A 25,565-nucleotide genomic window follows, 5' to 3' on the forward strand; every position below is an offset into this window, starting at 1 on the left:
GTCGAGACAAGCTCAGCTCGAGATTGCCTTCGCCGATCCCGCTTCGTTGCGCAGCAGGAATTTCTGGATCTTTCCCGTCGACGTTTTCGGGATAGGCCCGAACACCACGGCCTTCGGCGTCTTGAAGCCGCTCATATGCGAGCGGCAGAAGGCGATGATATCGGCTTCGCTCGCGCTTGCGCCGTCCTTCAGCTCGACGAAGGCGCAGGGCACTTCGCCCCATTTCGGATCGGGCTTTGCGACCACGGCGGCGAACAGCACGGCCGGGTGCTTGTAGAGAATGTCCTCGACCTCGACCGAGGAAATGTTCTCGCCGCCGGAGATGATGATGTCCTTGGAGCGATCCTTGATGATGACGTAGCCGTGCGCGTCGAGCACGCCGAGATCGCCGGTGTGAAACCAGCCGCCTTCGAACGCCTCCTTGGTCGCCTTGTCGTTCTTGAGGTAGCCTTTCATCACGATGTTGCCGCGAAACATGACCTCGCCGATGGTCTCGCCGTCGCGCGGTACTTGCTTCATGGTCTGCGGATCGATGACGGTGACGGCTTCCTCAAGCGGGTAGGGCACGCCCTGCCGCCGCTTCAGGCTGGCGCGCTCGGCTGCGGGCAGATCATCCCAGCCAGGCTGCTCGGCGCAGACGGAAGCGGGGCCGTAGACCTCGGTCAGGCCATAGACGTGCGTCAGCTTGATGCCGATGCTCTCGGCGCCCTCGAGCACCGCGACCGGCGGCGCGGCACCGGCGATCAGGCCGACGACGCGGCGCGCGGCATCGCCCTTCGGTGCATCGGGCGCGTTGATCAGCGTGTTGTAGACGATCGGCGCGCCGCACATATGGGTGACGCCGTGCTGCTTGATCAGCTCGAAGATTTTCGTCGGCTCGACCTTGCGCAGGCAGACGTTGATGCCGGCGGCGGCTGCGATGGTCCAGGGGAAGCACCAGCCGTTGCAGTGGAACATCGGCAGGGTCCAGAGGTACACCGGATGCTGGCCGAGTTGGCCCGCGAGAATATTGCTGACGGCGTTCAGATAGGCGCCGCGATGATGGGTGACGACGCCCTTGGGATTTCCCGTGGTGCCCGAGGTGTAGCTCAGCGCGATTGCGTCCCATTCATCGCCCGGCAGGATCGCCGCGAAGTCAGGATCGCCTTGCGCGAGCGCGGCCTCGTACTCGATCTCGCCGATGCGCCCGCCGCCCTTGAAGGCGGTGTCGTCGACGTCGATCACGAACGGTTTTGGGCCACTCATCTGTGACAGCGCATCGGTGATCACGCCGGAAAATTCGGGGTCGACCAGAATGATCCTGGCGCCGCCATGGTCGAGCTGAAATGCGATCGAAGGTGCATCCAGCCGGATGTTCAGCGCATTGAGCACCGCACCCGTCATGGGGACGGCGAAATGCACCTCGTTCATCGCCGGAATGTTCGGCAGCATCGCCGCGACGGTCTCGCCGACGCCGATGCCCTTGCCGGCAAGATACGAAGCAAAGCGCTTGCAACGCTCATGCGTCTCGCGCCAGGTGAAGCTGCGCCCCTCGTAGACCGTGCTGACGTGATCGGGATAGACCGCGGCGCTGCGTGTGAGAAAGCTCAACGGGCTCAGCGGCACGTAGTTGGCGGGCGTCTTGTCGAGGCCGATATTGTACTGGTTCTGCCGCTCGCTCATCGACACCTCCCTTACGCGCCGGCCTACAGGAATCCGATGGAGATCCACGGAAAGACGGCGACCACGATCAATCCTACCAGCAGCGCCAGCAGATAGCCCCAGATCGGCCTGATGCCTTCGGCCGGATCGACGCGTCCGATGGCGCAGGCGGCATAATAACCGACCCCGAAGGGCGGGGCGAATAGCCCGATACCCATGGCGAGAATGATGACCATGGCATAGTGCACCTCGTGGACGCCGACGGCGCGCGCAATCGGAAACAACAGCGGCCCGAACAGCACGATCGCCGGGATGCCCTCGAGCACGCTGCCGAGGATGGTGAAGGCCAGGATCGAGACGGCGATGAAGGTCGCCGCGCCGCCCGGCAATCCGGTCATGGCGGATGCCAGCGCCCGCGAGAAGCCTGATTGCGTCAGGCCCCAGGCCATGCCGGTCGCCGTGCCGATGATCAGCAGGATCGCGCCCGACAGCGCCGCGGTTTCGACCAGCATCGGAAACAGCCGCCGCCAGTCGAAGCGGCGGTAGACGAGGAGGCCGACCAGGGCGCCATAGACGATGCCGATCGTGGACACTTCGGTGGCGGTGGCGATGCCTTCGACCACGGCGTAGCGGATCACGAAGGGCAGCGCGAGCGCGGGCAGGGCGATGACGAAGGTCTTGCCGATCTCGCCGCCTGTGGCGCGGCGGACATGGCTCATGTCCTCGTGGCGATAGCGCCACCACACCAGCATGCACAGCGTTATGGCCAGCACCACGCCGGGCAACAGGCCGCCGGTGAACAGCGCGGCGATCGAGACGCCGGTGACCGATCCGATCGTGATCAGCACGAGACTCGGCGGAATGGTTTCGGTCTGCGCGCCGGTGGCCGCAAGAAGCGCGACGAGATCGCCGGGCTTGGCGCCGCGCTGTTTCATCTCCGGGAACAGCACGGGCGCGACCGCGGCCATGTCCGCGGCCTTGGCACCTGAGATGCCGGAGACCAGGTACATCGCGCCGACAAGCACGTAATGCAGCCCACCGCGGACATGGCCGAGCAGGCTGGCCAGGAACGCCACCATGGCCCGTGCCATGCCGGTCATTTCAATCAGGAGCCCCAAAAATACGAACAGCGGCACCGAGAGCAAAATGAGGTGGCTCATGCCCTCGTCCATCCGCCCGACCAGTACCATGACCGGCGTGCGCGTGGTCAGTGCCAGATAGCCGAAGATCGCGAGCCCGAAGCCGAACGCGATGGGAACGCCGGCAAAGACGCAGAAGCCGGCGACGCCGACGAAGAAGATGACGAGGTTGAGATTGCCGAGCGGCCGCAGATATGGCTGCGCCAGCCAGAACAAGCCGACGACGACGGCAACGGCGACCGCGGCCATCAGCACCATGCGGTAATCGACTGCGCGCAGCAGCCGCAACAGCGCGAACGCCGCCATCAGGCAGATGCCGGCCGGCAATGCCGCGGCGCGCCACATATTGGAGATCTGCAGCGCCGGCGTGGTGATGAAGCTTTCCTCGTAGGCGTAGTCCCAGGACGGCCAGACGATCAGCGCCAGGAAGGCCAGCGCCGCGCAGGTCGCGACCAGATCGAGCCAGGCCCGCGTGGCCGGCCTGGCGCTGGCGACGACCGCGGTCATGCGCATGTGCTCGGAACGGCGGAACGCCACCGCCGCGCCCAGCATGGCGAGCCACAGGAACAGGATCGAGGCCAGCTCGTCCGACCAGATCAGCGGCCGGTGCAGGCCGTAGCGCGCGACCACGCCGGCAAACAGGATCGCAATCTCGGCGACCACCAAAATGGCCGCCGGAATTTCGACGAGGAGACCGAGTGCGCGCTCCGTCGAGGCCAGCAAGGAAGGCCGGCGAGGGGACCGAACAGCCGCCTCGCCCGCCACTCCGCTCACTTCGACCTCAAGATGAGCCATGACGGCTCCAACGCGTTACGACAGCTTGCCGACGGCTTTTTCCAGCAGGTCCCAGGCCTGGTCGCCATATTTGCCTTTCCACTCGGCATAGAAGCCGGCGGAGCGCAGCTTGTCGCGGAACGGCGCGACCGCGGGCTGATTGAAGGTCAGGCCCTTGCCCGCGAGCTCCTGCTGCAGATTGGCATTGAGCTTGGCGGTATCCTCACGCTCCTTGAGCGCTGCGGCATTGATGTTCTTGGCGACGATGGTGCGCACATCCTCGGGCAGGCTGCTCCACGCCTTGCGATTGGCCAGGAACCAGAAGCCGTCCCACATGTGGTTGGTCAGCGAGCAGTATTTCTGCACCTCGTAGAGCTTGGCGGTCGAGATGATCGCCAGCGGGTTCTCCTGGCCCTCGACGATCCTGGTCTGCAGCGCGGAATAGACCTCGGCGAAATTGATCGAGGCGGGCGCCGCATCGAATGCCTTGAACATTGAGGTCCATAGCGGCGACACCGGCACGCGGATCTTGAAGCCCTTGAGATCGTCCGGATGGGTGATCGGCTTGCTCGACGACGTGGTCTGGCGGAAGCCGTTGTCCCAAATCTTGTCCATGACTTCGAGCCCGGCCTTCTTGATCTCGCCGCGGACAAAGGCGCCGAGATCGCCGTCCATCGCCTTCCAGACCGTGCCGTAGTCCGGGAACGCGAAGCCGATGCCGTTGATGGACGCCGCCGGTACCAGGGTCGACAGGATCAGCCCCGACAGCGTGAAGAACTCGACGCCGCCGGACCGGATCTGGCTCAGCATGTCGGTGTCAGACCCGAGCTGGTTGTTCGGGAAGATCTGGAGGTCGAACTTGCCGCCTGTCTCGGCCTTGATCGCCGCGGCCATCTCCTTGGCGCGCACGTTCAGCGGATGCGTGTCCGGCAGGTTATTGGCGTATTTGTAGGTGAACTCGGCGCTCTGGGCGCGGGCCACATGGGGCGCACTGAGGCCGCCCAGGACCGCGGTCGCGGCGGAGGCCTTGAGAAGCGTGCGGCGGGAAAAGCTCATGGGTCTGCTTCCTCGGAAAGTTTGTTGTTGTTCTGAGATGCAAACCTATACGGACGGAAGGTCAGAAGGTCATCTGCGATCTCGCGAAGCCTCGCTTATTGCAGCCGGACATCCTCACGGCAATATCGGCTTTCGGCGGCATCGGCCCGATTCAAAAACCGAAAAACAACCCCATGCACAGTAGCCGTCAAAGTCGGGACCAGGTCCGATGGCCAGCCTGGAAAAGGACCGGGAACGAAGGTGCGATGAGAGGAATTCTAGCTAAATAACTGATCTGATTTGATATAATGATATTCCATAATATACCTTATGCGAATCGTGGATATGGCTGTGCAGGTCAGGCCAGATCATTCCGCAGCTACCCAGAACCCCTCTTTCGGATCAAACTTGTGCCAACAAATCCCCGGGCAAACCGACGCAGCGGTTGTCGCCACGGCAGCATTGGGAGGTTCGTCATGCAGGAGAACGTCGCCCGCGCAGACCGCTCGCGCGCCATTCCATTCGACGCCGCCAAGCTCGACCGCCTGATGGAGGCTGCCGGGCTCGACGTCCTGGTCGCGACCTCCAAGCACAATGTGCAGTACCTGCTGGGTGCCGAGCGCGCGATCTTCTTCGACTACATGGATGCGCTCGGCGTCAGCCGCTATCTGCCGGTGCTGGTCTATCCCAAGGGCGCACCCGACAAGGCGGTTTATGTCGGCCACCGTCTGGAAACCCATCAGCGCGCCGTGGCGCCGCCATGGGTGGCGCAGGTGCGGACCGAGTCCAACGGCTCGGTCGATGCGATTACGCGGGCCGTAAGCCTGATCCGCGATGCCGGCGTGCCCCTGAAGCGGGTCGGGGTCGAGATGGCGTTCCTGCCGATGGATGCGGGCCGGGCGCTCAGTGACGCCCTGCCCGGCGCCGAGCTCAAGGACGCGCTGCTGGTGCTGGAGCGGCTGCGGGCGGTGAAGTCGGCGGACGAGCTTGCGAAGCTCAAGACGGCGTCCGAACTGGTGATCGCCTCGATGCTGGCGGTGATCGCCGGGCACGGGCCGGGCACGACCAAGCAGCAATTGTCGGACGCCTTGCGGCTCGCCGAAGCCAATCGCGGGCTGACCTTCGAATACTGCTTGCTCGCCTGCGGCAACAGCCACAACCGGGCGCCCTCGGCGCAGCGCTGGGAGCAAGGTGACGTGCTGTCGCTCGATTCCGGCGGCAATTATCACGGCTATATCGGCGACCTCGCGCGCATGGCCGTGCTCGGCGATCCCGATGTCGAGCTGAAGGACTGTCTGGCCGAGATCGAGGCGGTCCAGCGCGCCGCCTTCGCGGCGGTCAGGCCGGGCGCCATGGGCGGCGACATCTACGTCGCGGCCGAGCGGCAGCTCGCGAAGATCACCCAGCGCGACTGCACGGAGTTTTTGGCCCACGGCATGGGCCTCGTCAGCCACGAGGCCCCTCGCCTGACGGCCAAAGGTCCGATCCCCTACGACGACACGGATGCGCGGCTGCCGCTCGAAACTGGCATGGTGGTGTCGATCGAGACCACGATGAAGCATCCGAAGCGCGGGTTCATCAAGCTCGAGGACACGGTTGCGGTGACGGCGACGGGTTACGAGATCTTTGGCGAGGGTGGTCGCGGCTGGAATTTGGGTGGCAGTTCGCTGTAGGCTGGGACCGCGCGCACAGCAGACATCTCGCTCTCGGCCCAAGCCCAGCCGGGTCGTCAACCCCTGTCCTACACCGCCATGACCTAGACTTCCGCGGAAGCGGTAGCTCGCGGCATGCGCATGACCTGCTCGAGGGCGTGTGGGTGCTTCAGCACGGCAAGCGTCTCGCGTGCGCTGAGGCTGCTGACGACTTCCTCGAAATCGTCGCTCTGCTCAATCTTGGCCCGGCCGATCGCGAGATCTATGTCGATTTGGCCCGATTTGCGCGGCGGCGTTTCGAGGGACTGCATGTGCGGTCCCAGCAACGCGGGATTCTGTCTAAGTTCGATCAGGGCCCCGTGTGGCTCGATTCGATCCAGGCTGGCAAGCTCTCTCGCCCTCTGCAGCAGCGCCGGCACGCGATTGTCCTCCGGGGTTGCAAACAGGCGCGCCATTCGCGGTGCCGTCGAGGTGACGAGACCGATCGGAATGGCGCAAACCAGGCCGATGATCACCGGTGACATCCAGAGCAGCAGCGGGAGCGACACGGCGTAGGCGCTTGCCGCCATGGCCAGACCGCATAGGGTCGGCACCGTGAACTTGCGATAGACTTCGTCGCGCGTGATCCTGCCATCGCTTCGCCGTTGCACTTGCCAGCCCGCGTCACGGCCCAGCAGGATCTCCGCCACGGCGGTGGATTGAAAGATCATCATGGAGGGGGCGATCAAGGCGGCAAGCAGGCTCTCGGCGACCACCGCCAGCAGCACGCGAAATCCGCCGCCGAATGCCTGCCGTTCCGCACGCTTGGTGAGCAAAACGAGGTAGGCCAGCAATTTGGGCACGATGAGCAGCCCCATTGTCGCGGCAAAGACCCAGGCGGCGAGCACGGGATCCTGTGCGGGCCACGTTGGAAACAACGAGAAGCCCTTGGGAAAGTACTCCGGCTTGACGAAATAGGCCTGCAAGGAGGTCAGGATTCCGAGCAATAGAAACAGCAGCCACAGCGGCGCGGTGAGGTAGGATCCGATCCCGGTCAACAGGTGAAGCCTGGAGACCCAGTGCAGGCCTCGAGCCGGTAGAACGGCAAGATGCTGGAGATTGCCCTGACACCAGCGGCGGTCGCGCGCCGCGAAATCCAGAAGCGACGGGGGCACCTCCTCGAAACTCCCGCCGAGACCTGGAGCCATGAAAATTCCCCATCCCGCTCGTCGCATTAGTGCGGCTTCGACAAAATCGTGGCTGAGGATATGGCCGCCGAAAGGCTTCCTCCCGCGCAACTCGGGCAGGCCCGCCTCTTGCGCAAAAGCCTGCACCCGGATGATGGCGTTATGTCCCCAGTAGTTGCCCTCTGAGGCGTGCCACCAGGTGTTCCCGGCCGCGATCAGCGGGCCGTACAAACGACCCGAGAACTGCTGAAGCCGGCTAATCAGGGTTCGCGCATTGACGACGATCGGAAGCGTTTGAATCAGCGCGGCTTGCGAGTTCGATTCCATCGCGCCCGCCAGCCGCACGATGGTCTCTCCGCTCATCAGACTGTCCGCGTCGAGAATGATCATGTAGTCGTAGGCGCCACCGAACCGCCTCACCCATTCGGCGATGTTGCCGGACTTTCGGGCGGTGTTGTCGGATCGGTGACGATAGTAGAGATGGCCCGAACCGCAGTTGCGCTGCAGTTCCAGAAACGCAAGCTCCTCGGCAATCCAGATGTCCGGATCTGTCGTGTCACTGAGCAGAAACCAATCGAACAACGGGTCCTGTCCGGTTTCGCCGACCGACTCGTACATGGCGCGGAGTCGCGCCATGAGATGGTGCTGATCCTCGTTATAGGTCGGCAACAGCATCGCCGTTCGGCCGGTGATCGTGGGCAGCGGACCCTGGCTGTCCATTGGCAGCACATCCGGTCGCCCCCGCAGGAGCACAAAAAAACCGGCGACTGAAGACACGAACGAAAACGCGATCCAGGCGAGCAGCACGAGAAACAGCCCGAACACCATGCCTTCGAGGACCGTGACGCCACCAACCTTGAGAACATCGTACATCTCAACAGCGCCCGCAGCGGTAATCGCGACCGTTCCGCCAAGAATGAACAGGCGTCGCGCTGCAACGGCAGGGGCGGTCCGCAGTCGCCCCGGATCGGCACGGTTAGTCCGGTCCAATCGGCAAGGCTGCATGGGGAGAGGCGTTTCGTCGGGAAGATACCGAGTGCCAAGCTCAAGCGAGAGCGCGGGCGAGGTCGTCAGGGCGCCCATCGGTAAACCCAGACTTCAGAGATCGGCTGTTCGCCCTGCATCAAGATCGCCCTCAACTCGATCGGCGCGTCCTTCACGGCGCACTGGAAACTCAGGCGCCAGCCACCGGTTTCCGGGTTTGGCTGTGTGACGACGTTCTTGATCTCGGATTTGTCGGCGCTGACGGCACCCCTTACCTTGTTGGGATCGACCGCCTTCAGTCCGTCCCCGACGATTTCGAGCACGAACAATTTGCTGTCGTCGCCCCGCGCGCCAACGCCTGTGCGGGTGAACCGAGCCAGCGAATTGGGCTTCGGCGCGTCCGGACCCCAGTGCAGACGGTAGGTGTAGTTGTTTTCGCTCTTGGCCTGGAGAGCGGTTTTCGGGCGCCAGAAGGCGGCGATGTTGTCGTGAACTTCCTCCTTGGTCGGGATCTCAAAGAGGACCACACTGCCCTCTCCCCAATCTCCGATCGGTTCGACCCAGAGGCTTGGGCGACGCTCAAAGCGCGATTCGATGTCCTCGTAGGCAAAGAAGTTTCGTTCCCGCTGCATCAGGCCGAAGCCGCGAGGATTGAGATCATTGAATGTGCTGGCTTGCAGATCGCGCGGATTGTTGAGAGGACGCCAGAGTTGCTCGCCCTTTCCGTTGAACACGGCGAGCCCATCGGAGTCGTGCACGGCAGGGCGGAAATCGTCGACATCGTGTCGGTCGTTCGGACCGAAAAAGAACATGCTTGTCATGGGCGCCAGGCCGGCATGCTGCAGCTCGATCCGCGGATAGAGCGACATCTCCACGTCGAAGACCGTCGGAGCGCCCGGCCTGATCGTGAAGCGATAGCTTGCGGTAGCGCTCTTGCTGTCAAGCAGCGCATGGACCACCACAGATGTGGCACCCGGCGCGGGCTTCTCCAGCCAGAACGCCTTGAAGAAGGGAAATTCCTCCCCCTTGCTCTCGCCGGTATCGATCGACAGACCGCGCGCGGACAGGCCATAGGTCTCGCCTTTGGCAACGGCACGGAAGTAGCTGGCGCCGAGAAACGCGCAAACCTCGTCGTAATAGTCGGGGCGATTGATCGGGGCGTGAATGCGAAACCCGGCAAACCCGAGATCGGCGTCCGGTACCTGGCCGATATTGTCGCCGAATGCAAAATCGTCGCGCCGGTACCTGATCGGTACGGCTCGTCCGCCGGCGACCTCGTAAATGTCGACCCTGTTCTTATAGAAAAAGCCGCGGTGGAAAAACTGGACCTCGAAGGGCAGCTTCTCGCTCCGCCAAGCCGCGCGCTCCGGCAGAAAGCGAATTGACCGGTACTGATCGTAGGTGAGATCCTTGAGCGCGTCCGGGACCTTTTCCTCTGGTGGCGCAAAGGGCTTACTCGCCAAATTGCGGGCAAGGTCGCGGACATAAGAGGGACCAAACGGCAACTCCGCCGCCGATGCCGCAGAGACTGCGCCAGGTAGTAATGTCGCCAATGGCGTCAATGCCGAGGCTTCCAGGAATTGCCGGCGATTCAACTGTGCTACCCGTTCGGTTCCAACCGCAGTGCAACCCCCTCGTCGCGACCGAGTTCCACGGACGTCGCCGAATCCGGGCGGAGTGTGGCCGACGACCTCGTCGAGCGGGCTTGGGCGATTTCGCGCTGCTTGGCCTTGGTTGCGCCTGCAGGACAAGCTGCAATTTCCGATTGCGCATTCTTGAGCCAGGGCGGCGCGCAACGTTGTAGCCCCGAAGGTAACTGGATGATCGCTCTAGCGCACGAGCAGCAACTCCAGCTGGCTCTGCGCTTTCTTGACCGCCGTCGCATACCAGCTCTGGCTTGGTGCCTCCTTGGCGAAGCACGCCGTGTACGCGGTCATCGCGTTGTCTTCGCGGGTGATGTCGCCGCGCGGGTCTTTCTTGTCGATGGGTTTGGCCATCATCTGCTTCCAGACCTTTTCGCAGGCCGGGATCTCAGCCGTCTTCACCGCGTCGCTTGCGGCGAGAAAGAAGACCTTGTCGCCCTGGATCGCGACGACGTCGATTTCATGCGGCGGTCCCTTCAAATCGCCATTGCCGCGCACGCCCAGTACGGCGACCGCAGCGCTCGCTGCCGCGGGCTTCGTGATCGGCAGCTCGGCATATTTGGCGAAGGCGGAGTCCTGGATCGCCTGATAGTAGAAGCGGTCCGATTTGAACGCCGCGCCGATCTCCTGCGGCATGCCGTCCTCGCGGTGCTCGCGAAGCCAGTGCCTGAGCAAGCCGGTCGTGGTCGCCACCGCTTGCATCTTGTCGCCTTCGGAGGCGAAGCCGAGCCCGTCGAGATGGCCAAAGCCGGAGTCGCCCTTGAAGAGCGTGTCCGCATTCGTCTTGCCGTCGGCCGGCAGTCCCTTGATTGCGACGGGACCCACCAGGCTGCGCAGGACGCCCGTCAACTCGTTGAGCGCCGCATCGTGCTGCTTATAGGTCTCGTCGTTTTCCGCAGCTTTCGAGAACTTTGCGATGTAGCGATCGCGCAGGTCGAGATAATGCTGCTCGGGCGTGGCCGCATCGGCGGGCGTAGCGAAGACGAGCAGGCAGAGCAAGGCAAGCGATCTCATGCGATTTCCGGCAAGACGGGGGGATCTCCAGTCTTTGTGCCGGTGCCGGGCGGGAAGGTTCATCCGCGCCGGACGAACGCCCTACTCCGCCGGTGTCAGCTGCTGCCGGCTCGGGCGCATCGCCGCCGTCGCCCGCACGCGCACGCGGGCGCGGCGCTTGCGCCACCAGATCACGATTCCGGTGACCGAGAGCGCCGCCACCACCAGCCCCATGACCGAGATCAGAATGCGGCCGAACAGCCCGACGATGCGGCCCGAATGCAGCGGGAATTGCGCCTGTACGAAGATGTCGGCGGCGGTGCCGACCCAGGGCAGCCGTTCGCCGATCGGACGACCGTCCTCGCTGTCGTAATAGAGCTGCGCCGGGCCGACGCCGCCGGCGCCGTGATCGTCGCCGGGGTGGAAGAAGGCCGCGGCATAGACGCCGTGGGCCGGGCCGTGATTGACCGAGCCGACCGGGATGGTCCACCCTCGCCCCTTGCCGTCGACCGCCGCGCGCGCGGCGATGTCGGCGAAGCTGACCTTGGGCTCGATGGGGTCGTCGAGATCGCGATACGGCCGCTGCTCATAGGGCGTCGGCGTGTAGTTCGACACCATTTTCATCAGCGGCGAGAACACCTCGAAATAGAGGTTCAGCGAGAACGCCGTGAAGGCGATGATGAAGAGCACGCCCCAGGTCCACAGGCTGAAAGCGCGGTGGATATCGAAATTGATCCGGTAGGCGCTGCCTGACGTCTTGATGGTCCACGCGGGCGCCCAACGCGCCCAGAAGCCGCGTTCGAGCTGGCGCGTGACCTGGGGTGCCCGCGCCGCCCGGGCGCGCCGGCGCGAGGGCAGCGTCAAATACAAGCCGACGAAGCAGTCGATGGTCCAGATGATGGCGATCACGCCGAGCAGGCGCATGCCCCAGCGGTCGCTGCCCCAGAATTCCGGGATGTGCATGGTGTAGTGCAGCTTGTAGAGGAACGAGACGAAGTTTTCGCGCGTCACCGGACACACCGCGCCCCAATAGCGCCGGCCGAGCTCGGCGCCAGTATTGGGGTCCAGAAAGATCTGATTGTAGTCGAGCGGATAGCGCTTGCCGGTCGCGGGATCGATCCTGGGCATGACGAAGAACCACAGCGAGTGGCCCTCCTCCGGCGTCATGAACAGGTAGACAACGCGCGCGCGGGGATCGCGCTGCTCGATCATCTTGGCGAGATCGATCGAGGGAATGGCCGGGCCCTTGCTGCTGACGTCGAACAGATGGCTGTTCAGGACCTCGTCGATCTCGTGATCCCAGGAGATGATCGCCCCGGTGATACCGGAGAAGAACAGGAATCCGGCCGTGAGCAGTCCCGCCCAGCGATGCAGCTTGCCGAATATCGCTCTCATCGTCTTCTCTCATCAAGCAGGCCCGGCCGCCATTGCCGGACCGTCCTAGACCTCACCACCGATACGTCAGCTTGCCGATGGCCTTGCGTCCCTCTGCGTAGAAGCAGCCCGACAGGCTGTAACAGGCGGCGACGTAGCGGGTGTCGGCGAGATTGGTGACGTTCAGCGACAGGCGCCAATTGTCCCTGGTGTAGGCGAGCAGCGCGTCCAGCACGGTCGCGGATCCGACCTTGAATGTATTGGCGTCATCGCCCCAGGTCGCGCCGACATAGCGGACGCCGCCGCCGAACTGCAGGCCCGCGAGCGGCCCGGTCTGAAGCGTATAGTCGTTCCACAGCGAGGCGCGGTTGAGCGGCACGGTGACCGGCGCCTTGCCGACATTCACCGGATCCTGCGTGACGATTGCATCGACATAGGCATAGGCCGCGCGCAGGTTCCAGCCGTCGGCGAGCGACATCGTGCCTTCGAGCTCGAGGCCGCGCGATTTCACTTGACCGGTCTGCTCGGCAATGTTGAGCGGAGGCGCAAAGGTGACGACGTTGTCGCGCGTCAGGTCGAAGGCGGCGAAGGTGAACAGCGCGTTCCATCCGAGCGGCTGGTACTTGACGCCCACCTCGTACTGCACGCCGGTCTCGGGATTGAGCAGCTGTCCGCTCGGGCCGGTCGCGAGCACCGGCAGGAACGATTCGAGTAGCTGAAATAGGGCGCGATGCCGTTGTCGAAATTGTACATCATTGCGGCGCGGCCGGTGAAGGCCGACGCATCCTTCGCGACCGACGTATTGAAGATGCCGCTGCCGACCTGCGTCGTTACAAAATCCTGGCGGCCACCGAGCTGGAACGAGAGCCGGCCGAGCTTGATCTGGTCCTGCGCGTAGAGGCCGACCTGCGACTGCTTGACCCCGGTGTCGTCGCTCATGGCGCCCATGGTCCAGTCGTAGCTGTAGACCGGGCTGAAGACGTTGATCTCGGGCGCGGACGTCGTGACGCCAAAGGCGGTGTCGCGGAATCTGGTGTTGCGATAGTCGATCCCGACCAGCGTGGTGTGGCTGAGAAAGCCGGTGGTGAATTTGCCCTGGAGCTGGTTGTCCACGGCGAAGGAGTCGATGTAGGAGTTGCTGTAGCTGCCGAAACGGGCGAGCTGTCCCGCGGCCTCGTCGGTATAGCCTCCGCCGAAAAACACCTTCTCCTCGTTGTGCTGGTAGGCGTAGCGCAAATTCTGCCGGAATGTGATGTTGTCGGTGAAATTGTGCGAGAGCTGGTAGCCGGCGGTCGCGATCTCGGTGTTGAACGCGTTGAAGCTCGGCACGCCCGCGAAGAACGAGACCGGGATGGTGCGGCCGTTGTTTGGCCACACCGTGCCCGAGGCCGGCAAGAACTGGAGGCCCCACCCTGCCCGGTCGCGCTGGTAGTTGGCGAGGATCGTGATGGTGGTGTCATCGTTCGGCTTGAACGTGACGGCGGGCGCGACGAAGACGCGGTTGTCCTTGGTGAAGTCGACCTGGGTTTCGCCGTCGCGCACCACGCCGGTCAGGCGCCACAGCACGGTGCCGTCCTTGTTGGCGGGACCGCCCATGTCGAACTGGCCCTGATAGCGGTTGAAGCTGCCGCCCGAGATCGAGACCTCGCCGAACTGCTGGGCCGTCGGCAGCTTGGTCACGTAGTTGAGGATGCCGCCGGTGCCGCTGCCGCCATACATCGCCGAGGATGGGCCCTTGAGAACCTCGAGACGCTCGGCGCCATAGGGATCGAGGCCGTTGAAGTGCACGTAATTGCTGGAGGAATCCGCAAACCGTCGACATAGAGGCCCGACATGGTGGTGTCGAAGCCGCGGATCTGGAGGGCGCCGAAGCGCGTGTCCGAGCCGCCGTTGACGTCGCCGCTGACGCCGGCGGTGTAGCGCAACGCCTCGCCGATCGAGACCGCGCCCTGGTTCCTGACCTGGTCGGTCGTGACGACGGAGACGGACTGCGGGGTTTCGATCAGCGGCGTATCCGTCTTGGTCGCGGTGCCGCTGCGCGTCGCAACGAAACCGCGCACCGGACCATTGGAGCGTTCACCGGTGGCGTCGTTCGAGGATGCCGACTGGGTTGGCGCAGCTTGCTGCGACGGAGAGCGACGATTGGCGCGCGCGGTGCGTGTCGCCGCTGACTGTCGCGTTGAGGCGACCGCTGCAGGCCGGGCGCGCTGAGCCGGGGCTTCGACGGTGACGGCGGGGATCTGCGTTTGCGCCTCCACGGCACCGAAGGGAACGACGAGAGCAAATGTGCTGGCCGCTCCGAGGAAGAGAGTCTGTATCTGTCGACGACGCGTGTCGGCACGCGAAGCAAGTTGGAAATCGGTCACGTTTGTCGAGGCCCCACGCACTGCCGGCTTCGCCGGTATCGTTTTTGATGCCTCGCCCTAACGCAGGCGATTTCGGAGTGCGATAGGAACTGCGTTAGAATTTCTCCAGACGCGTGCGCAACGCGTGCGACGAATGCACTCAGTCGTGTCTCGAAGTTTGGAATGCTTCCAGACCGACAAGAACCTGCTTGTTCGAAATGTCTTAAACGGCGTCAGCGATGTCGCAGCCGGCGATTAACCCGGCGCGCGAGATAATCGCCGGCGCTCTGCACGAGCTGCACCAGCGCGATCAGCACCACGACGACGGCCAGCATCATCTCCGGCATGAAGCGCTGATAGCCGTAGCGGATGCCGAGATCGCCCAGGCCTCCGCCTCCGACGGCGCCGACCATGGCGGAATAGCCGAGCAGGCTGACAACCGCGAGCGTCAGCGCCAGCAGAAGACCCGGCAGCGCTTCGGGGATCAGCACCTTGAGCACGATCTGCATCGGCGAGGCCCCGAACGAGGACGCCGTCTCGATCAGGCCGCCATCGACCTCGCGGATCGCGGCCTCGACCAGGCGCGCGATGAACGGCGCCGATGCGATCGTCAACGGTACGATCGCGGCCGTCGATCCGATCGAGGTGCCGGCCACCAACCGCGTGAACGGGATAATGGCGACGACCAGGATGATGAAAGGCGTGGATCGCGTCGCGTTGACGACGGCACCGAGCACGCGATTGACGATGGGCGCCGCGAACAGCTCGCCTTTCCGGCTGGTCGCGAGAAAGACGCCGAGCGGCAGGCCGAAGGCGGTGCCGATCAGCGCGGCGAGCCCGACCATGTACAGGCTCTCGCCGGTCGCCTGGATGATCAGGTTGATGAGTTCAGGCGACATAGCCGAGAGCGCTCCGCGGGGAATTGATATTGTGAAAGCCAGGCCAGCGTGCGCGTCGTCGCGTCCTCGCCGCCGGACATGCCGAGAGGGATACCAAGCGTCAGCGAGCCCACATGCTGGCCGCCGATCTCGTCGATGCGGGCCGACAGCAGCGACACGTCGAGGCCGAGCTCGCGCGCCAGCCGCGCCACCATCGTGTCGCCGGCCCCTGCCCCGCGCACCTTGACGCGGATCACGGCCTGTCCGGCCGGAGGCTGCTCCGAAACGATCCGGCTCGCCAGCGACACCGGCAGGCTGTCTCCGATTACTTCGGCCAGGAAGGATTGCGTGATCGGATGCTTGGGGTAGGTGAAGATGTTGGCGACATGGCCGCTCTCGACGACGCGGCCGGCATCGAGCACCACGACATCCCCCACAAGTTGGCGCACCACGGACATCTCATGGGTGATCAGTACGATGGTCACGCCCAGCTCGCGGTTGATGTTCGCGAGCAGATCGAGGATCGCCCGCGTGGTCTGCGGATCGAGCGCCGAGGTCGCCTCATCCGACAGCAGCACGCTCGGCCGCGTCGCGAGCGCACGGGCAATGCCGACGCGCTGCTTCTGGCCGCCGGAGAGTTCTGACGGGTAGCGATCGTGCTTGTCTGCGATGCCCACCAGCGCAAGCAGCTCGGCCACGCGCGCGCGGATATCGGCCTTGGCCCAGCCGGCGATCTCCAGCGGCAGCGCGATGTTGGCGGCAGCGGTGCGGGAGGACAGCAGATTGAAGTGCTGGAAGATCATGCCGATCGAGCGCTGCGCCAGCCGCAAGTCGCGGCCCGAGAGCGCCGAGATATCTCTGTTATCGACGACGACGCGGCCCGTGGTCGGCCTCTCCAGGCCGTTGATGAGCCGGACCAGGCTCGATTTGCCGGCGCCGGAGCGGCCGATGATTCCGGTGATCGAACCGCGCGGGATGGCGAAGTCGATGTTTTGCAGGGCATTGACGCCGGGCTTGCCGCGATAGGCCGGATAGGTTTTCGAGATGCCTTCGAAGCGGACCATCGCGTCGGACGCAGTCGCGGCAGGTGAGATCGCGTGAGCTGAGATCGCGTCAAACTTTTCGATCGGCTGTCCGATCGCGAGCGACGGGTGGACGTTCATGGAGGCGGCCTTCATGCACAATAGTTCCCTTGCCCCTGGGCATCCGGGAACGGTCGCATCAAGCGACGGAGAGTGAAACCGCGATGAGGACTCGGCTGGAGCGCGCTGCACCGCAGCACGCACAATCGCCCTTTCGGGTCGCTCTGGCAATGTCAGATATTTGCGGGGAGTTGGACGAAGTTTTTCAAATGTCTTCCCGCTGAAGAAAATTCATCTGCCGCCGCATTGCCTCCCGCCCGACTCAGTGGACCTGCAACCAGGGCCATACGATCAGCAGGAGCCCCGCGAAATAGAGCATCCCAAAGATCAGCCCAAAACCCCAGAACTGACCCTTGCCGATATAGCCGCTCCCGAAATACATCGGCGCCGGCCCGGTCGCGTAAGGCGAGATCACCCCCATCAGGCCGAGCGAATACATGCAGAGCATGGCGAGCGTCGTGACTGGTAGGTCGGGGATGCCGGATCCGACCGCGAGCACCACGGGCAGCACGGCGGCGGCATGCGAGGTGATGCTCGAGAAGAAATAGTGGATCCAGAAGAACAGCGCGACCAGCAGGAGCATTGCGGTCGACGGCGACAGCCCGGCGAGCGGCTTTGCGTATTCGGTCGCGAACCATTTGATGAAGCCGATCTCGTTGAGGCCCGAGGCCAGCGTCAGCAGCGAGGTGAAATAGAAGAACACCTCCCAGGCGCCCTTCTCGGCGACGATGTCGGCAAACTCGATCACGCCCGTCACCAGCATCAGCGAGATCACGATGAACACGACGGTGGTGGCGTTGACGAAATTCGAGCCCAGAAGCGGCACGCGGATGTCCGGGCTCGAGCCCGCGATCCACAGGAACATCGCGAGCAAGATCAGCGCCAGCATGATCCATTCATTGCGCGACATCGGGCCCATCTCCGCGAGCTCCTTCGATGCCCATTCGGAAATTTCCGGGCTGCTCTTCACCTCGGGGCGGCAGACCGCGTAGCTGAGCAGCGGGACCAGCACCATCAGGAGCAGGCCGAGCGGCGCAAAGCCGATGAACCACTGCGCCCAGCTGACGTCGATTCCGGCGGTCTTCTTGGCGATGGCGAGCGCCGCTGCATTGGGCGCCAGCGCGGTGAAGAACAATGAGCTGGTGACGGCGGTCGACGCGAACGCGGTCCACATCACGTAGGTGCCGATCTTGCCGGCGGTCGGTCCTGGCTCGGAGCCGTAGATGCGCGGGATGTTGCTGATGATGGGATAGACGATGCCGCCGCTGCGCGCGGTGTTGGACGGTGTCGCCGGCGCCAGCAAGAAGTCCGACATCGCCACCGCATAGCCGAGACCGAGCGTGTTGGTGCCGAGCTTTTGCACCAGCACGAGCGCAATACGCCGGCCCAGCTGGCTCTTGCGGTACCCGATCGAGAACACGAAGGCGCCGACGATCAGCCACACCGTGCTCTCGGCAAAGCCCGCCAGCATCCAGCGCAGCGACTTGGTCGGATCGGGATCGATATAACCGCCGACGCCGGCAACCGTCAGCCCGATCAGGCCGACCGCGCCCACCGGCATCGATTCCAGGATGAGCCCGGTGATGACGGCCGCGAAGATCGCAAAATAGTGCCACTGATTGGCGTTGAGCCCTGCGGGCACCGGCCACAGATAGATCAGCAGCCATACCGCGAGCGGCGCGATCAGCTTCCAGCGAAACCCTTTCGCCTCGGGTGCCTGCGTGCCAGTGGTCATGGGCCCTCCCCCTCGATCGTCATTGTCGTCTGCCGGCCCGTTGATCGGACGTATTGTTTTTGTCCCACGCGGCGTATACGGATTGTCCGCGGCGCAATCAATGGCCGGGCCGGCTTCTACCGCCCTCTGAACTTCGGTTTGCGTCGCGTCAGGAACGCCTCGACGCCCTCCTTATGGTCCTCGCTAAGGCTTGCCAGGGCGAACTGGTCGACGTCCATGTGGCTGGCGAGATTATCCAGCGCATGCGCCAGCCGGTTGACCGTGAGTTTCGTCATGGCAACGGAGAGCGGCGGCTGCGCTGCCACCTTGCGCGCAAGCTCCATCGCGGCATCGAACGCATGGCCGGGATCGACCACCTGCTCGACCAGGCCCCACTCATAGGCCTCATCCGCGCTGATGCGCTGATCGGCCAGGACCACCGCCTGCTTGGTGCGCGCCGGGCCGATCAGATGCAGCATGCGCGGAATGCTCTGCCAGCTCATGTTCATGCCGAGGCCGATCTCGGGCACGCGCAGATGGGCATCGCGTCCCATGACGCGGAAGTCGAGCGCGACGGCCAGCGCCACGCCGCCGCCGACGCAAAACCCCTCGATGGCGGCGATCGTGATCTGCTCCATCTCCTGCCAGGCGTGGGTCAGGCGCGGTCCGAGCTTGAGATGCCGCCGCAGCGTGCCGAGGTCCATGTCCTTGCGCGCGCGGCCTTCGGCATCCTTGAGGTCGAAGCCGGCGCTGAACGCAGCCGCGCTGCCTGTCAGCACCACGGCAGAGGTTGCGGCGTCATCCTCAAAACTGCGCGCGGCCGCGGTGAGCTGGCGTAAAGCCTCTGGCGATAGCGCATTGATGCCGTCGCCGCGGTCGAACCGCACCACCGCAATCCGTCCCTCCGGCCCGAGGCCCTTCTCGATCTTGACATAGTCAGGCAACGCAAACTCCCCTGGTCTTGGTCTTCCTGGCGCTCACAGATGCCCGGTGCGCCGATGTTCGGGTTCGCTTCCATGGACCGGAAACCGGATCGTGGTCCCGATGGTGATCCAGTTGGCATTTTCGCCGGTGATGTTGCGGCCGTAGATCAGATCGACGGAGAATATCTCGTTCGGTCGGTAGCGGACACCGGTCTGGAAACGCGGCTGCACGATGCTTGCGACCTCGGCGGCGCCGGCCTGCCCGTACGCCTCGATCGTCCATTGCAGCGTGTCGGTGAATTTCCAATCGAAGCCGATGCCGTAGGTCAGGTAATGGCGATCCACCGTCCGATCCCAGAGCCAGCCGCCGTTGACGTTGATGCGCATGGTCTCCGACAGGCGGAAGGTCGCGGGGATGACGGCAAAGGCGGCTAGCGCCTCGCCGGTCGCCGCGTCGAACGATCCTCCGCCATAGGCCGACAATCCCCACCGGCCGATTCCGGTCGGGACGAAATTCGTCTTGGCTTTTGGCGCGATTGTCGTGCTCCAGTCGCCGCCGCTCCGGGCCCGGATGGTCTGCAGGCTCAGCTCGATCGGCCTGAAGGGATCGACGACACAGGAGGGATTGGCGACCGCCGAAAAATCCGTGTTGGAAGCCGCCGACAGCCAACTTTCCACCTTGCAGGAGCCGACATCGGAAATGTCGGCGGCATCGACCGCATAGGCGCCATTCGCGGCGCGCGCATCCTGCGCCGCGAATGCGCCAAGAGCCGCGATTGCGACGGTTATTCCGGTTCTTGCAGCCCAGCCCATGGTGCGATGTTAGCAGAGTCTTCGCCTCGACAACGCCCGGATTCTGGGACTATCTTCGCCCCATGAGCGACCATCATCACCACGATCACGACCATTCCGAGCTGTCGGAGACCGAGCTGCGCGTGCGCGCGCTCGAGACGATCCTGACCGAAAAGGGCTATGTCGAGCCGGCCGCGCTCGATGCCATCATCCAGGCCTATGAGACCCGGATCGGCCCCCATAACGGCGCGCGCGTCGTCGCCAAGGCCTGGAGCGATCCGGCGTTCAAGGCGGCACTGCTGGAGGACGGCTCGAAGGCGATCGGCACGCTCGGCCATGTCAGCCGCGTCGGCGACCACCTCGTCGTGGTCGAGAACACGCCGCAGCGTCACAACATGGTCGTGTGCACGCTGTGCTCCTGCTACCCCTGGGAAATGCTGGGGCTGCCGCCGGTCTGGTACAAGGCCGCGCCCTATCGCTCCCGCGCGGTGAAGGACCCGCGCGGCGTGCTCGCCGATTTCGGCGTGCAAGTCGCCAAGGACGTTGAAATCCGGGTATGGGATTCGACCGCCGAAACGCGCTTTCTGGTGCTGCCGATGCGCCCCGCGGGGACGGAAGGCTGGAGCGAGGAGCAGCTCGCCGAGCTGGTCACGCGCGATTCCATGATCGGTACCGGCTTTCCCAAGGCGCCGGGGGCGCCGTCATGAACGGCGTGCACGACATGGGCGGCGTGGACGGCTTCGGCAAGGTCGAGCCGGAGCTGAACGAGCCGGTGTTCCACGAGGAATGGGAATCGCGTGTTCTCGCCATGGTGCGCGCGATGGGCGCGGCCGGCGCCTTCAACATCGACACCTCGCGCTTCTATCGCGAGACGATTCCGCCGCACGTTTATCTCTCGAGCTCCTATTACAAGAAATGGTTTCTCGGGCTCGAGGAGATGCTGATCGAGAAAGGCTATCTCACCCGGGAGGAAGTCGCCGCCGGCCACGCTATGCACCCGGCCAAGGCGCTCAAGCACGGCAAGTTCGATCTCGGCCAGGTCGAGCGCATCATGGTGCGCGGCAAGTTCGCCCGCCCTGCCCCGGCGCCGGCGAAATTCAAGATCGGTGACAAGGTCCGCGCGAAGAACATTCATCCCGCGACCCACACCCGCCTGCCACGCTACGTGCGCGGTCATGTCGGAATCGTCGAGCTGAACCATGGCTGCCACGTGTTTCCGGACTCGGCGGCGATGGAGCTCGGCGAGAATCCGCAATGGCTCTACACCGTCGTGTTCGAGGGCCGCGATCTCTGGGGCGCGGACGGCGATCCGACCTCGAAAGTCTCGATCGATGCGTTCGAGCCGTATCTGGACCCGGCGTGATGAGCAGCACGGCTGCTGCTGCCGCGACGGCAGCCATCCCGAGCATTCCTCATGATGATGACGGCCCGGTGTTCCGCGCGCCCTGGGAGGCGCACGCCTTCGCGATGGCGCTGACGCTGCACGAGCGCGGCGTGTTCACCTGGCCCGAATGGGCGGCAGCCTTGGCCTCCGAGATCAAGCGGGCGCAGGCGGCCGGCGATCCCGATACGGGCGAGACCTACTATCTCCATTGGCTCGCCACGCTGGAGGGCCTGGTCGCGCGCAAGGGCGTTGCGTCTGCGGAGACGCTGCATCGCTACCGCGACGCCTGGGACCACGCCGCGGATCGCACCCCGCACGGCAAGCCGATTGAGCTGAAGGCGGAGGATTTTGCGCCGTAGTCGCTTTGCGCGTTGCTGGGGTACACTCTAACCCCAACCCGCGAAGGCGGGGAATCCAGTACGCCGCGGCCTGTCGATTATCGCTACCTTCTCGGAGTACTGGATCACCCGCTTTCGCGGGTGATGATACCGAGTCTATGGTATCACCGTCCCGCCACGTACTCCCGCCACCCCTTCGCCCGCAGGCTGCACGCCGGGCATTCTCCGCAGCCGTATCCCCAATCATGCTGCGCGCCGCGTTCGCCGAGGTAGCAGGTGTGCGACTGCTCGCGGATGAGGTCGACCAGCCCGTCGCCGCCGAGGTCCTGGGCGAGCTTCCACGTCGCGGCCTTGTCGATCCACATCAGCGGGGTATGCAGCTCGAACTTGCGGGCCATGCCGAGCGACAGCGCGGCCTGCATCGCGCGGATGGTGTCGTCGCGGCAATCGGGATAACCGGAATAGTCGGTCTCGCACATGCCGCCGACGATGTGACTGATGCCGCGCCGGTAGGCCAGCGCCGCGGCAAAAGTCAAGAACACCAGATTGCGGCCGGGCACGAACGTGTTCGGCAGGCCGTCGGCGCCCATCGCAATCGCGACGTCGCGCGTCAGCGCCGTCTCGGACACGGCCGCCAGCGTCGGGATCGACAGCGTGTGGCTCTCCCCGAGCCTGGAAGCCCAGTCCGTGCGCAGGCCCTTGATGCCGTCGAACAGCCGGTCGCGGCAGGCCAGCTCGATGGCGTGGCGCTGGCCGTAATCGAAGCCCAGCGTCTCCACGCGCGCAAAGCGATTCAGCGCCCAGGCGAGGCAGGTGGTGGAATCCTGGCCGCCGGAGAACAGCACCAGCGCGGTTTCGGATGAAGATGCGTCAGTCATGGCCCGCGCTTTAGCACTGCGCACGCGGCTCGCCAATCTGGCCCGCCAACCGGTGGAAATCACCCTGTTCCGCCGCGCTGCGCTGGGAACGGGGGCTCGCTTTTGGCATAAGGCATGGGAGCCAGGAGACTGCCCCGCAATGACCCCTTCCCGCGACATTTCCCGCCTGATCGAAATTATGGCGGCGCTGCGCACGCCGGTGACCGGCTGCCCCTGGGACCTCGAGCAGAATTTTGCGACCATCGCGCCCTATACGATCGAGGAAGCCTATGAGGTGGTCGACGCCATCAGCCGCGGCGATCTCGACGACCTCTGCGAGGAGCTCGGCGACCTCCTGCTGCAGGTGGTGTTCCATGCTCAGATGGCCGAGGAGCAGAACGCCTTTGCCTTCGGCGATGTCGTCGAGGCCATCACCCGCAAGATGATCCGCCGCCATCCGCACGTCTTCGCCGACAAGGACGGCGATCTCGCCTCCTCCCACGTCAAGGAAGTCTGGGACCGCATCAAGGCCGAAGAGAAAGCCGAGCGCGCCGCGCGCCGGCCACCCCAGGAAGCGCCGTCCCACAAATCGCTGCTGTCAGGCGTGAAGGCCGGCCAGCCCGCCCTGACGCGCGCCATGGAGCTGCAGCGCAAGGCCTCCACTGTCGGCTTCGACTGGAACGATCCACGCGCGGTGCTGGCAAAAATCCGCGAAGAAGCCGACGAGATCGAGGCCGCACTCGATCGCAACGACAGCGAGGGGTTGGCGGAAGAGACCGGCGACCTGATGTTCGCGGTGGTCAACCTCGCCCGCCATGTCGATGCCGATCCGGAAGCCGCGCTGCGGGCGACCAACACGAAGTTCGAGCGGCGGTTTGCCTATATCGAACGGGCGCTGGAGGCGCAGGGGCGGACCCTCGAGCAGGCGTCGCTGGCGGAGATGGACGCGTTGTGGAATGAGGCGAAGAGTGCGAAGCAGTCGTCACCAGAGGAGCGCAGCAAGCCGGCCGCTAACTCGGCCGGGACGACACTAACTACGCGGACAGTCGCGGCACGGCATCGAACCGGTTCACCACGATGTCCCGCTTGGTCTCGTCCACCCGCACCGTCATGTCGAAGCGGCCGTCGTGCAGCTCTTTCGCCAGCACTTCGGAATTCCGATGCAGCCAGCTGATGCCGGCGCCGTCGGAGGCATCGATGGAGAGGTCGAGCGTGATGCGTTTGGCGGCCAAGCGCTCCTCGATCGCGGCGAGCAGCGCGTCGACCCCCTCGCCCGACACGGCCGACACCAGCATCGCCGGATGATCCTCCGGCCTGCGCGCGGCGATGTTCAAAAGCTCTTCGCGCTGTTCGGGACCATAGCGGTCGATCTTGTTCCAGACCTCGATGATGCGGCCTGAATCATCGGGGTTGATGCCGAGCTGGCGCAGCACGGCGTCGACGTCGCTCTGCTGCGCCTCGGCGTCGTCGTGCGAGATGTCGCGCACATGCAGGATGACGTCGGCCTCCAGCACCTCCTCCAGCGTGGCGCGGAAGGCGGCGACGAGCTGCGTCGGCAGATTGGAGATGAAACCGACGGTGTCCGACAGCATCGCCTTGCCGCCATGCGGCAGGGTGAGCGCGCGGAGGGTCGGATCCAGCGTGGCGAACAGCATGTCGGCGGCCTGCACGTCGGCGCGGGTCAGGCGGTTGAACAGCGTCGACTTGCCGGCATTGGTGTAGCCGACCAGCGCCACCACGCGGTACGGCACGCGCTGGCGGCCTGCGCGATGCAGGCGGCGTGTGGCCTGCACCTTCTTCAGTTCGCCCTCGAGCTTGGAGATGCGCTCCTGGATCAGGCGGCGGTCGGCTTCGATCTGCGTCTCGCCGGGACCGCCCATGAATCCAAGCTGCCGCGCTGGCGCTCGAGATGGGTCCATGAGCGCACCAGGCGCGAACGTTGATAGTTGAGATGCGCGAGCTCGACCTGGAGCGAGCCTTCCTTGGTCTTGGCGCGGCGGCCGAAGATTTCCAGGATGAGACCGGTGCGGTCGAGCACCTTGCCTGCAACTCCTTCTCGAGGTTGCGCTGCTGGATCGGCGCAAGCGCGCAATCCATCACCACGAGTTCGACGTCGAGGCTCTTGGCGAGCGCGGCGATCTCCTCGACCTTACCCTTGCCGATATAGGTCGCAGGGCGGATCTGGCTGATCGGCGCGATGATGGCGTCGGCAACGACGAGATCGATCGCGCGCGCGAGGCCGGCGGCTTCGTCGAGCCGGGCTTCCGCGTCACGCACGACATGAGCTTCCGATTGCGCGTCGGCACTGCCTGCGCGCACCCGCAAATAGGGACCGATGACAAGCACCCGCCCCGTCTGCGTACCCCCTGCCGACCGCGGACGGTCGGCATCCCCGTCGAAATTCCGGGGTTCCAATCAGATCACTCTCAAGCCGGCTGATCCTCGCCGCCTTCGAACAGCTGGATCGGAGCGCCCGGCATGATGGTCGAGATCGCATGCTTGTAGACGAGCTGCGAGTGACCGTCGCGCCGAAGCAGCAAACAGAAATTGTCGAACCAGGTCACGATGCCCTGGAGCTTCACTCCGTTGACCAGAAAGATCGTCAGTGGCGTTTTGGTTTTGCGAACGTGATTAAGGAAGGTGTCCTGCAGGTTTTGTGCGCGGTCTGCCGCCATTGTTTTTTTCTCGCTTTGAGTTTCTTTTTATTGCGCCGGTTGCGGCCCTCTTTTGAAACTCGGGGTCCTCGTCCGGTTGCCGTCCCTCATGAGATCCCCCTCGGGGGGGACAGCGG

General features: G+C 64.5%; 17 protein-coding genes and 4 pseudogenes. 5 read left to right on the forward strand and 16 right to left on the reverse strand.

Annotated elements, in window-relative coordinates; genetic code table 11:
* Nucleotides 1-12 precede the first annotated feature (12 nt).
* The 3 genes from AB3L03_RS37560 to AB3L03_RS37570 are packed head-to-tail and all read right to left on the reverse strand — an operon-like array spanning nucleotide 13 to nucleotide 4,610.
* Nucleotides 13-1,662, reverse strand: coding sequence for an acyl-CoA synthetase (locus AB3L03_RS37560; RefSeq protein WP_368508028.1), 1,650 nt, complete (start codon nucleotides 1,660-1,662; stop codon nucleotides 13-15).
* A gap of 23 nt (nucleotides 1,663-1,685) precedes the next feature.
* Nucleotides 1,686-3,575, reverse strand: coding sequence for a TRAP transporter large permease subunit (locus AB3L03_RS37565; protein WP_368508029.1), 1,890 nt, complete (start codon nucleotides 3,573-3,575; stop codon nucleotides 1,686-1,688).
* Between the two features lie 15 nt (nucleotides 3,576-3,590).
* A complete protein-coding gene (locus AB3L03_RS37570; protein ID WP_018457847.1) occupies nucleotides 3,591-4,610 on the reverse strand; it encodes a TRAP transporter substrate-binding protein in 1,020 nt (339 codons plus the stop codon).
* 455 nt (nucleotides 4,611-5,065) lie between these two features.
* Here AB3L03_RS37570 and AB3L03_RS37575 point away from each other — a divergent pair, with 455 nt between their 5' ends.
* Nucleotides 5,066-6,262, forward strand: coding sequence for a Xaa-Pro peptidase family protein (locus AB3L03_RS37575; RefSeq protein WP_204511185.1), 1,197 nt, complete (start codon nucleotides 5,066-5,068; stop codon nucleotides 6,260-6,262).
* A gap of 83 nt (nucleotides 6,263-6,345) precedes the next feature.
* Here AB3L03_RS37575 and mdoH read toward each other — a convergent pair whose 3' ends face one another.
* The 10 genes and pseudogenes from mdoH to AB3L03_RS37625 all read right to left on the reverse strand — a co-directional run bounded on the left by mdoH (nucleotide 6,346) and on the right by AB3L03_RS37625 (nucleotide 20,216).
* Nucleotides 6,346-8,490, reverse strand: a complete 2,145-nt coding sequence (gene mdoH, locus AB3L03_RS37580) for a glucans biosynthesis glucosyltransferase MdoH (RefSeq protein WP_204511184.1) — start codon at nucleotides 8,488-8,490, stop codon at nucleotides 6,346-6,348.
* On the reverse strand, nucleotides 8,478-9,986 hold the full coding sequence (locus tag AB3L03_RS37585; protein ID WP_026233450.1) for a glucan biosynthesis protein G: 1,509 nt from the start codon (nucleotides 9,984-9,986) through the stop codon (nucleotides 8,478-8,480). The genes mdoH and AB3L03_RS37585 overlap by 13 nt, the downstream gene beginning before the upstream one ends.
* Before the next feature lie 234 nt (nucleotides 9,987-10,220).
* Nucleotides 10,221-11,048, reverse strand: a complete 828-nt coding sequence (locus AB3L03_RS37590; RefSeq protein ID WP_368508030.1) for a hypothetical protein — start codon at nucleotides 11,046-11,048, stop codon at nucleotides 10,221-10,223.
* An 81-nt stretch (nucleotides 11,049-11,129) separates the two neighbouring features.
* Nucleotides 11,130-12,422, reverse strand: a complete 1,293-nt coding sequence (gene fsrB, locus AB3L03_RS37595) for a siderophore utilization protein FsrB (RefSeq protein ID WP_368508031.1) — start codon at nucleotides 12,420-12,422, stop codon at nucleotides 11,130-11,132.
* Between the two features lie 52 nt (nucleotides 12,423-12,474).
* Nucleotides 12,475-14,461: pseudogene (locus AB3L03_RS37600) on the reverse strand (TonB-dependent siderophore receptor).
* A gap of 518 nt (nucleotides 14,462-14,979) precedes the next feature.
* Nucleotides 14,980-15,645 (reverse strand): methionine ABC transporter permease, encoded by a 666-nt coding sequence (locus AB3L03_RS37605; RefSeq protein WP_018457839.1) that lies wholly within the window; start codon nucleotides 15,643-15,645, stop codon nucleotides 14,980-14,982.
* Nucleotides 15,635-16,802 (reverse strand): annotated as a pseudogene (locus tag AB3L03_RS37610) (methionine ABC transporter ATP-binding protein). Before AB3L03_RS37610 ends, AB3L03_RS37605 begins: the two are co-directional and overlap by 11 nt.
* A gap of 226 nt (nucleotides 16,803-17,028) precedes the next feature.
* Nucleotides 17,029-18,501, reverse strand: a complete 1,473-nt coding sequence (locus tag AB3L03_RS37615; protein WP_018457837.1) for a DASS family sodium-coupled anion symporter — start codon at nucleotides 18,499-18,501, stop codon at nucleotides 17,029-17,031.
* Nucleotides 18,502-18,617: 116 nt separating this feature from the next.
* Entirely contained in the window at nucleotides 18,618-19,424 is an 807-nt protein-coding gene (locus AB3L03_RS37620) for an enoyl-CoA hydratase/isomerase family protein (protein WP_085349814.1), read from the reverse strand.
* Nucleotides 19,425-19,457: 33 nt separating this feature from the next.
* Entirely contained in the window at nucleotides 19,458-20,216 is a 759-nt protein-coding gene (locus AB3L03_RS37625; protein WP_018457835.1) for a hypothetical protein, read from the reverse strand.
* Between the two features lie 62 nt (nucleotides 20,217-20,278).
* On the opposite strand from AB3L03_RS37625, the gene nthA reads away from it, so the two are divergent.
* Genes nthA through AB3L03_RS37640 form a run of 3 tightly spaced genes read left to right on the forward strand, consistent with a single transcriptional unit; the run spans nucleotide 20,279 to nucleotide 21,938 of the window.
* On the forward strand, nucleotides 20,279-20,902 hold the full coding sequence (nthA, locus tag AB3L03_RS37630; RefSeq protein ID WP_247371146.1) for a nitrile hydratase subunit alpha: 624 nt from the start codon (nucleotides 20,279-20,281) through the stop codon (nucleotides 20,900-20,902).
* Nucleotides 20,899-21,558 (forward strand): nitrile hydratase subunit beta, encoded by a 660-nt coding sequence (nthB, locus tag AB3L03_RS37635; RefSeq protein WP_247371143.1) that lies wholly within the window; start codon nucleotides 20,899-20,901, stop codon nucleotides 21,556-21,558. Before nthA ends, nthB begins: the two co-directional genes overlap by 4 nt.
* The gene (locus tag AB3L03_RS37640; RefSeq protein WP_247371140.1) at nucleotides 21,558-21,938 is read left to right on the forward strand and encodes a nitrile hydratase accessory protein; all 381 of its coding nucleotides are present in this window, start codon (nucleotides 21,558-21,560) and stop codon (nucleotides 21,936-21,938) included. The genes nthB and AB3L03_RS37640 overlap by 1 nt, the downstream gene beginning before the upstream one ends.
* A gap of 143 nt (nucleotides 21,939-22,081) precedes the next feature.
* Here AB3L03_RS37640 and queC read toward each other — a convergent pair whose 3' ends face one another.
* Nucleotides 22,082-22,795: a 7-cyano-7-deazaguanine synthase QueC gene (gene queC, locus AB3L03_RS37645; RefSeq protein ID WP_247371137.1), complete on the reverse strand. Its 714-nt coding sequence runs from the start codon at nucleotides 22,793-22,795 to the stop codon at nucleotides 22,082-22,084.
* A 139-nt stretch (nucleotides 22,796-22,934) separates the two neighbouring features.
* Between queC and mazG the strand changes: the two are divergent.
* A pseudogene (mazG, locus tag AB3L03_RS37650) lies at nucleotides 22,935-23,744 on the forward strand (nucleoside triphosphate pyrophosphohydrolase); the annotation flags it as partial.
* Between the two features lie 64 nt (nucleotides 23,745-23,808).
* Here mazG and hflX read toward each other — a convergent pair.
* A pseudogene (hflX, locus tag AB3L03_RS37655) lies at nucleotides 23,809-25,189 on the reverse strand (GTPase HflX).
* 11 nt (nucleotides 25,190-25,200) lie between these two features.
* Complete coding sequence (gene hfq, locus AB3L03_RS37660) at nucleotides 25,201-25,449, reverse strand: RNA chaperone Hfq (protein ID WP_007591126.1); 249 nt, start codon at nucleotides 25,447-25,449, stop codon at nucleotides 25,201-25,203.
* Between the last annotated feature and the right edge of the window lie 116 nt (nucleotides 25,450-25,565).

The organism is Bradyrhizobium lupini, from assembly GCF_040939785.1.
Lineage (GTDB): Bacteria > Pseudomonadota > Alphaproteobacteria > Rhizobiales > Xanthobacteraceae > Bradyrhizobium > Bradyrhizobium canariense_D.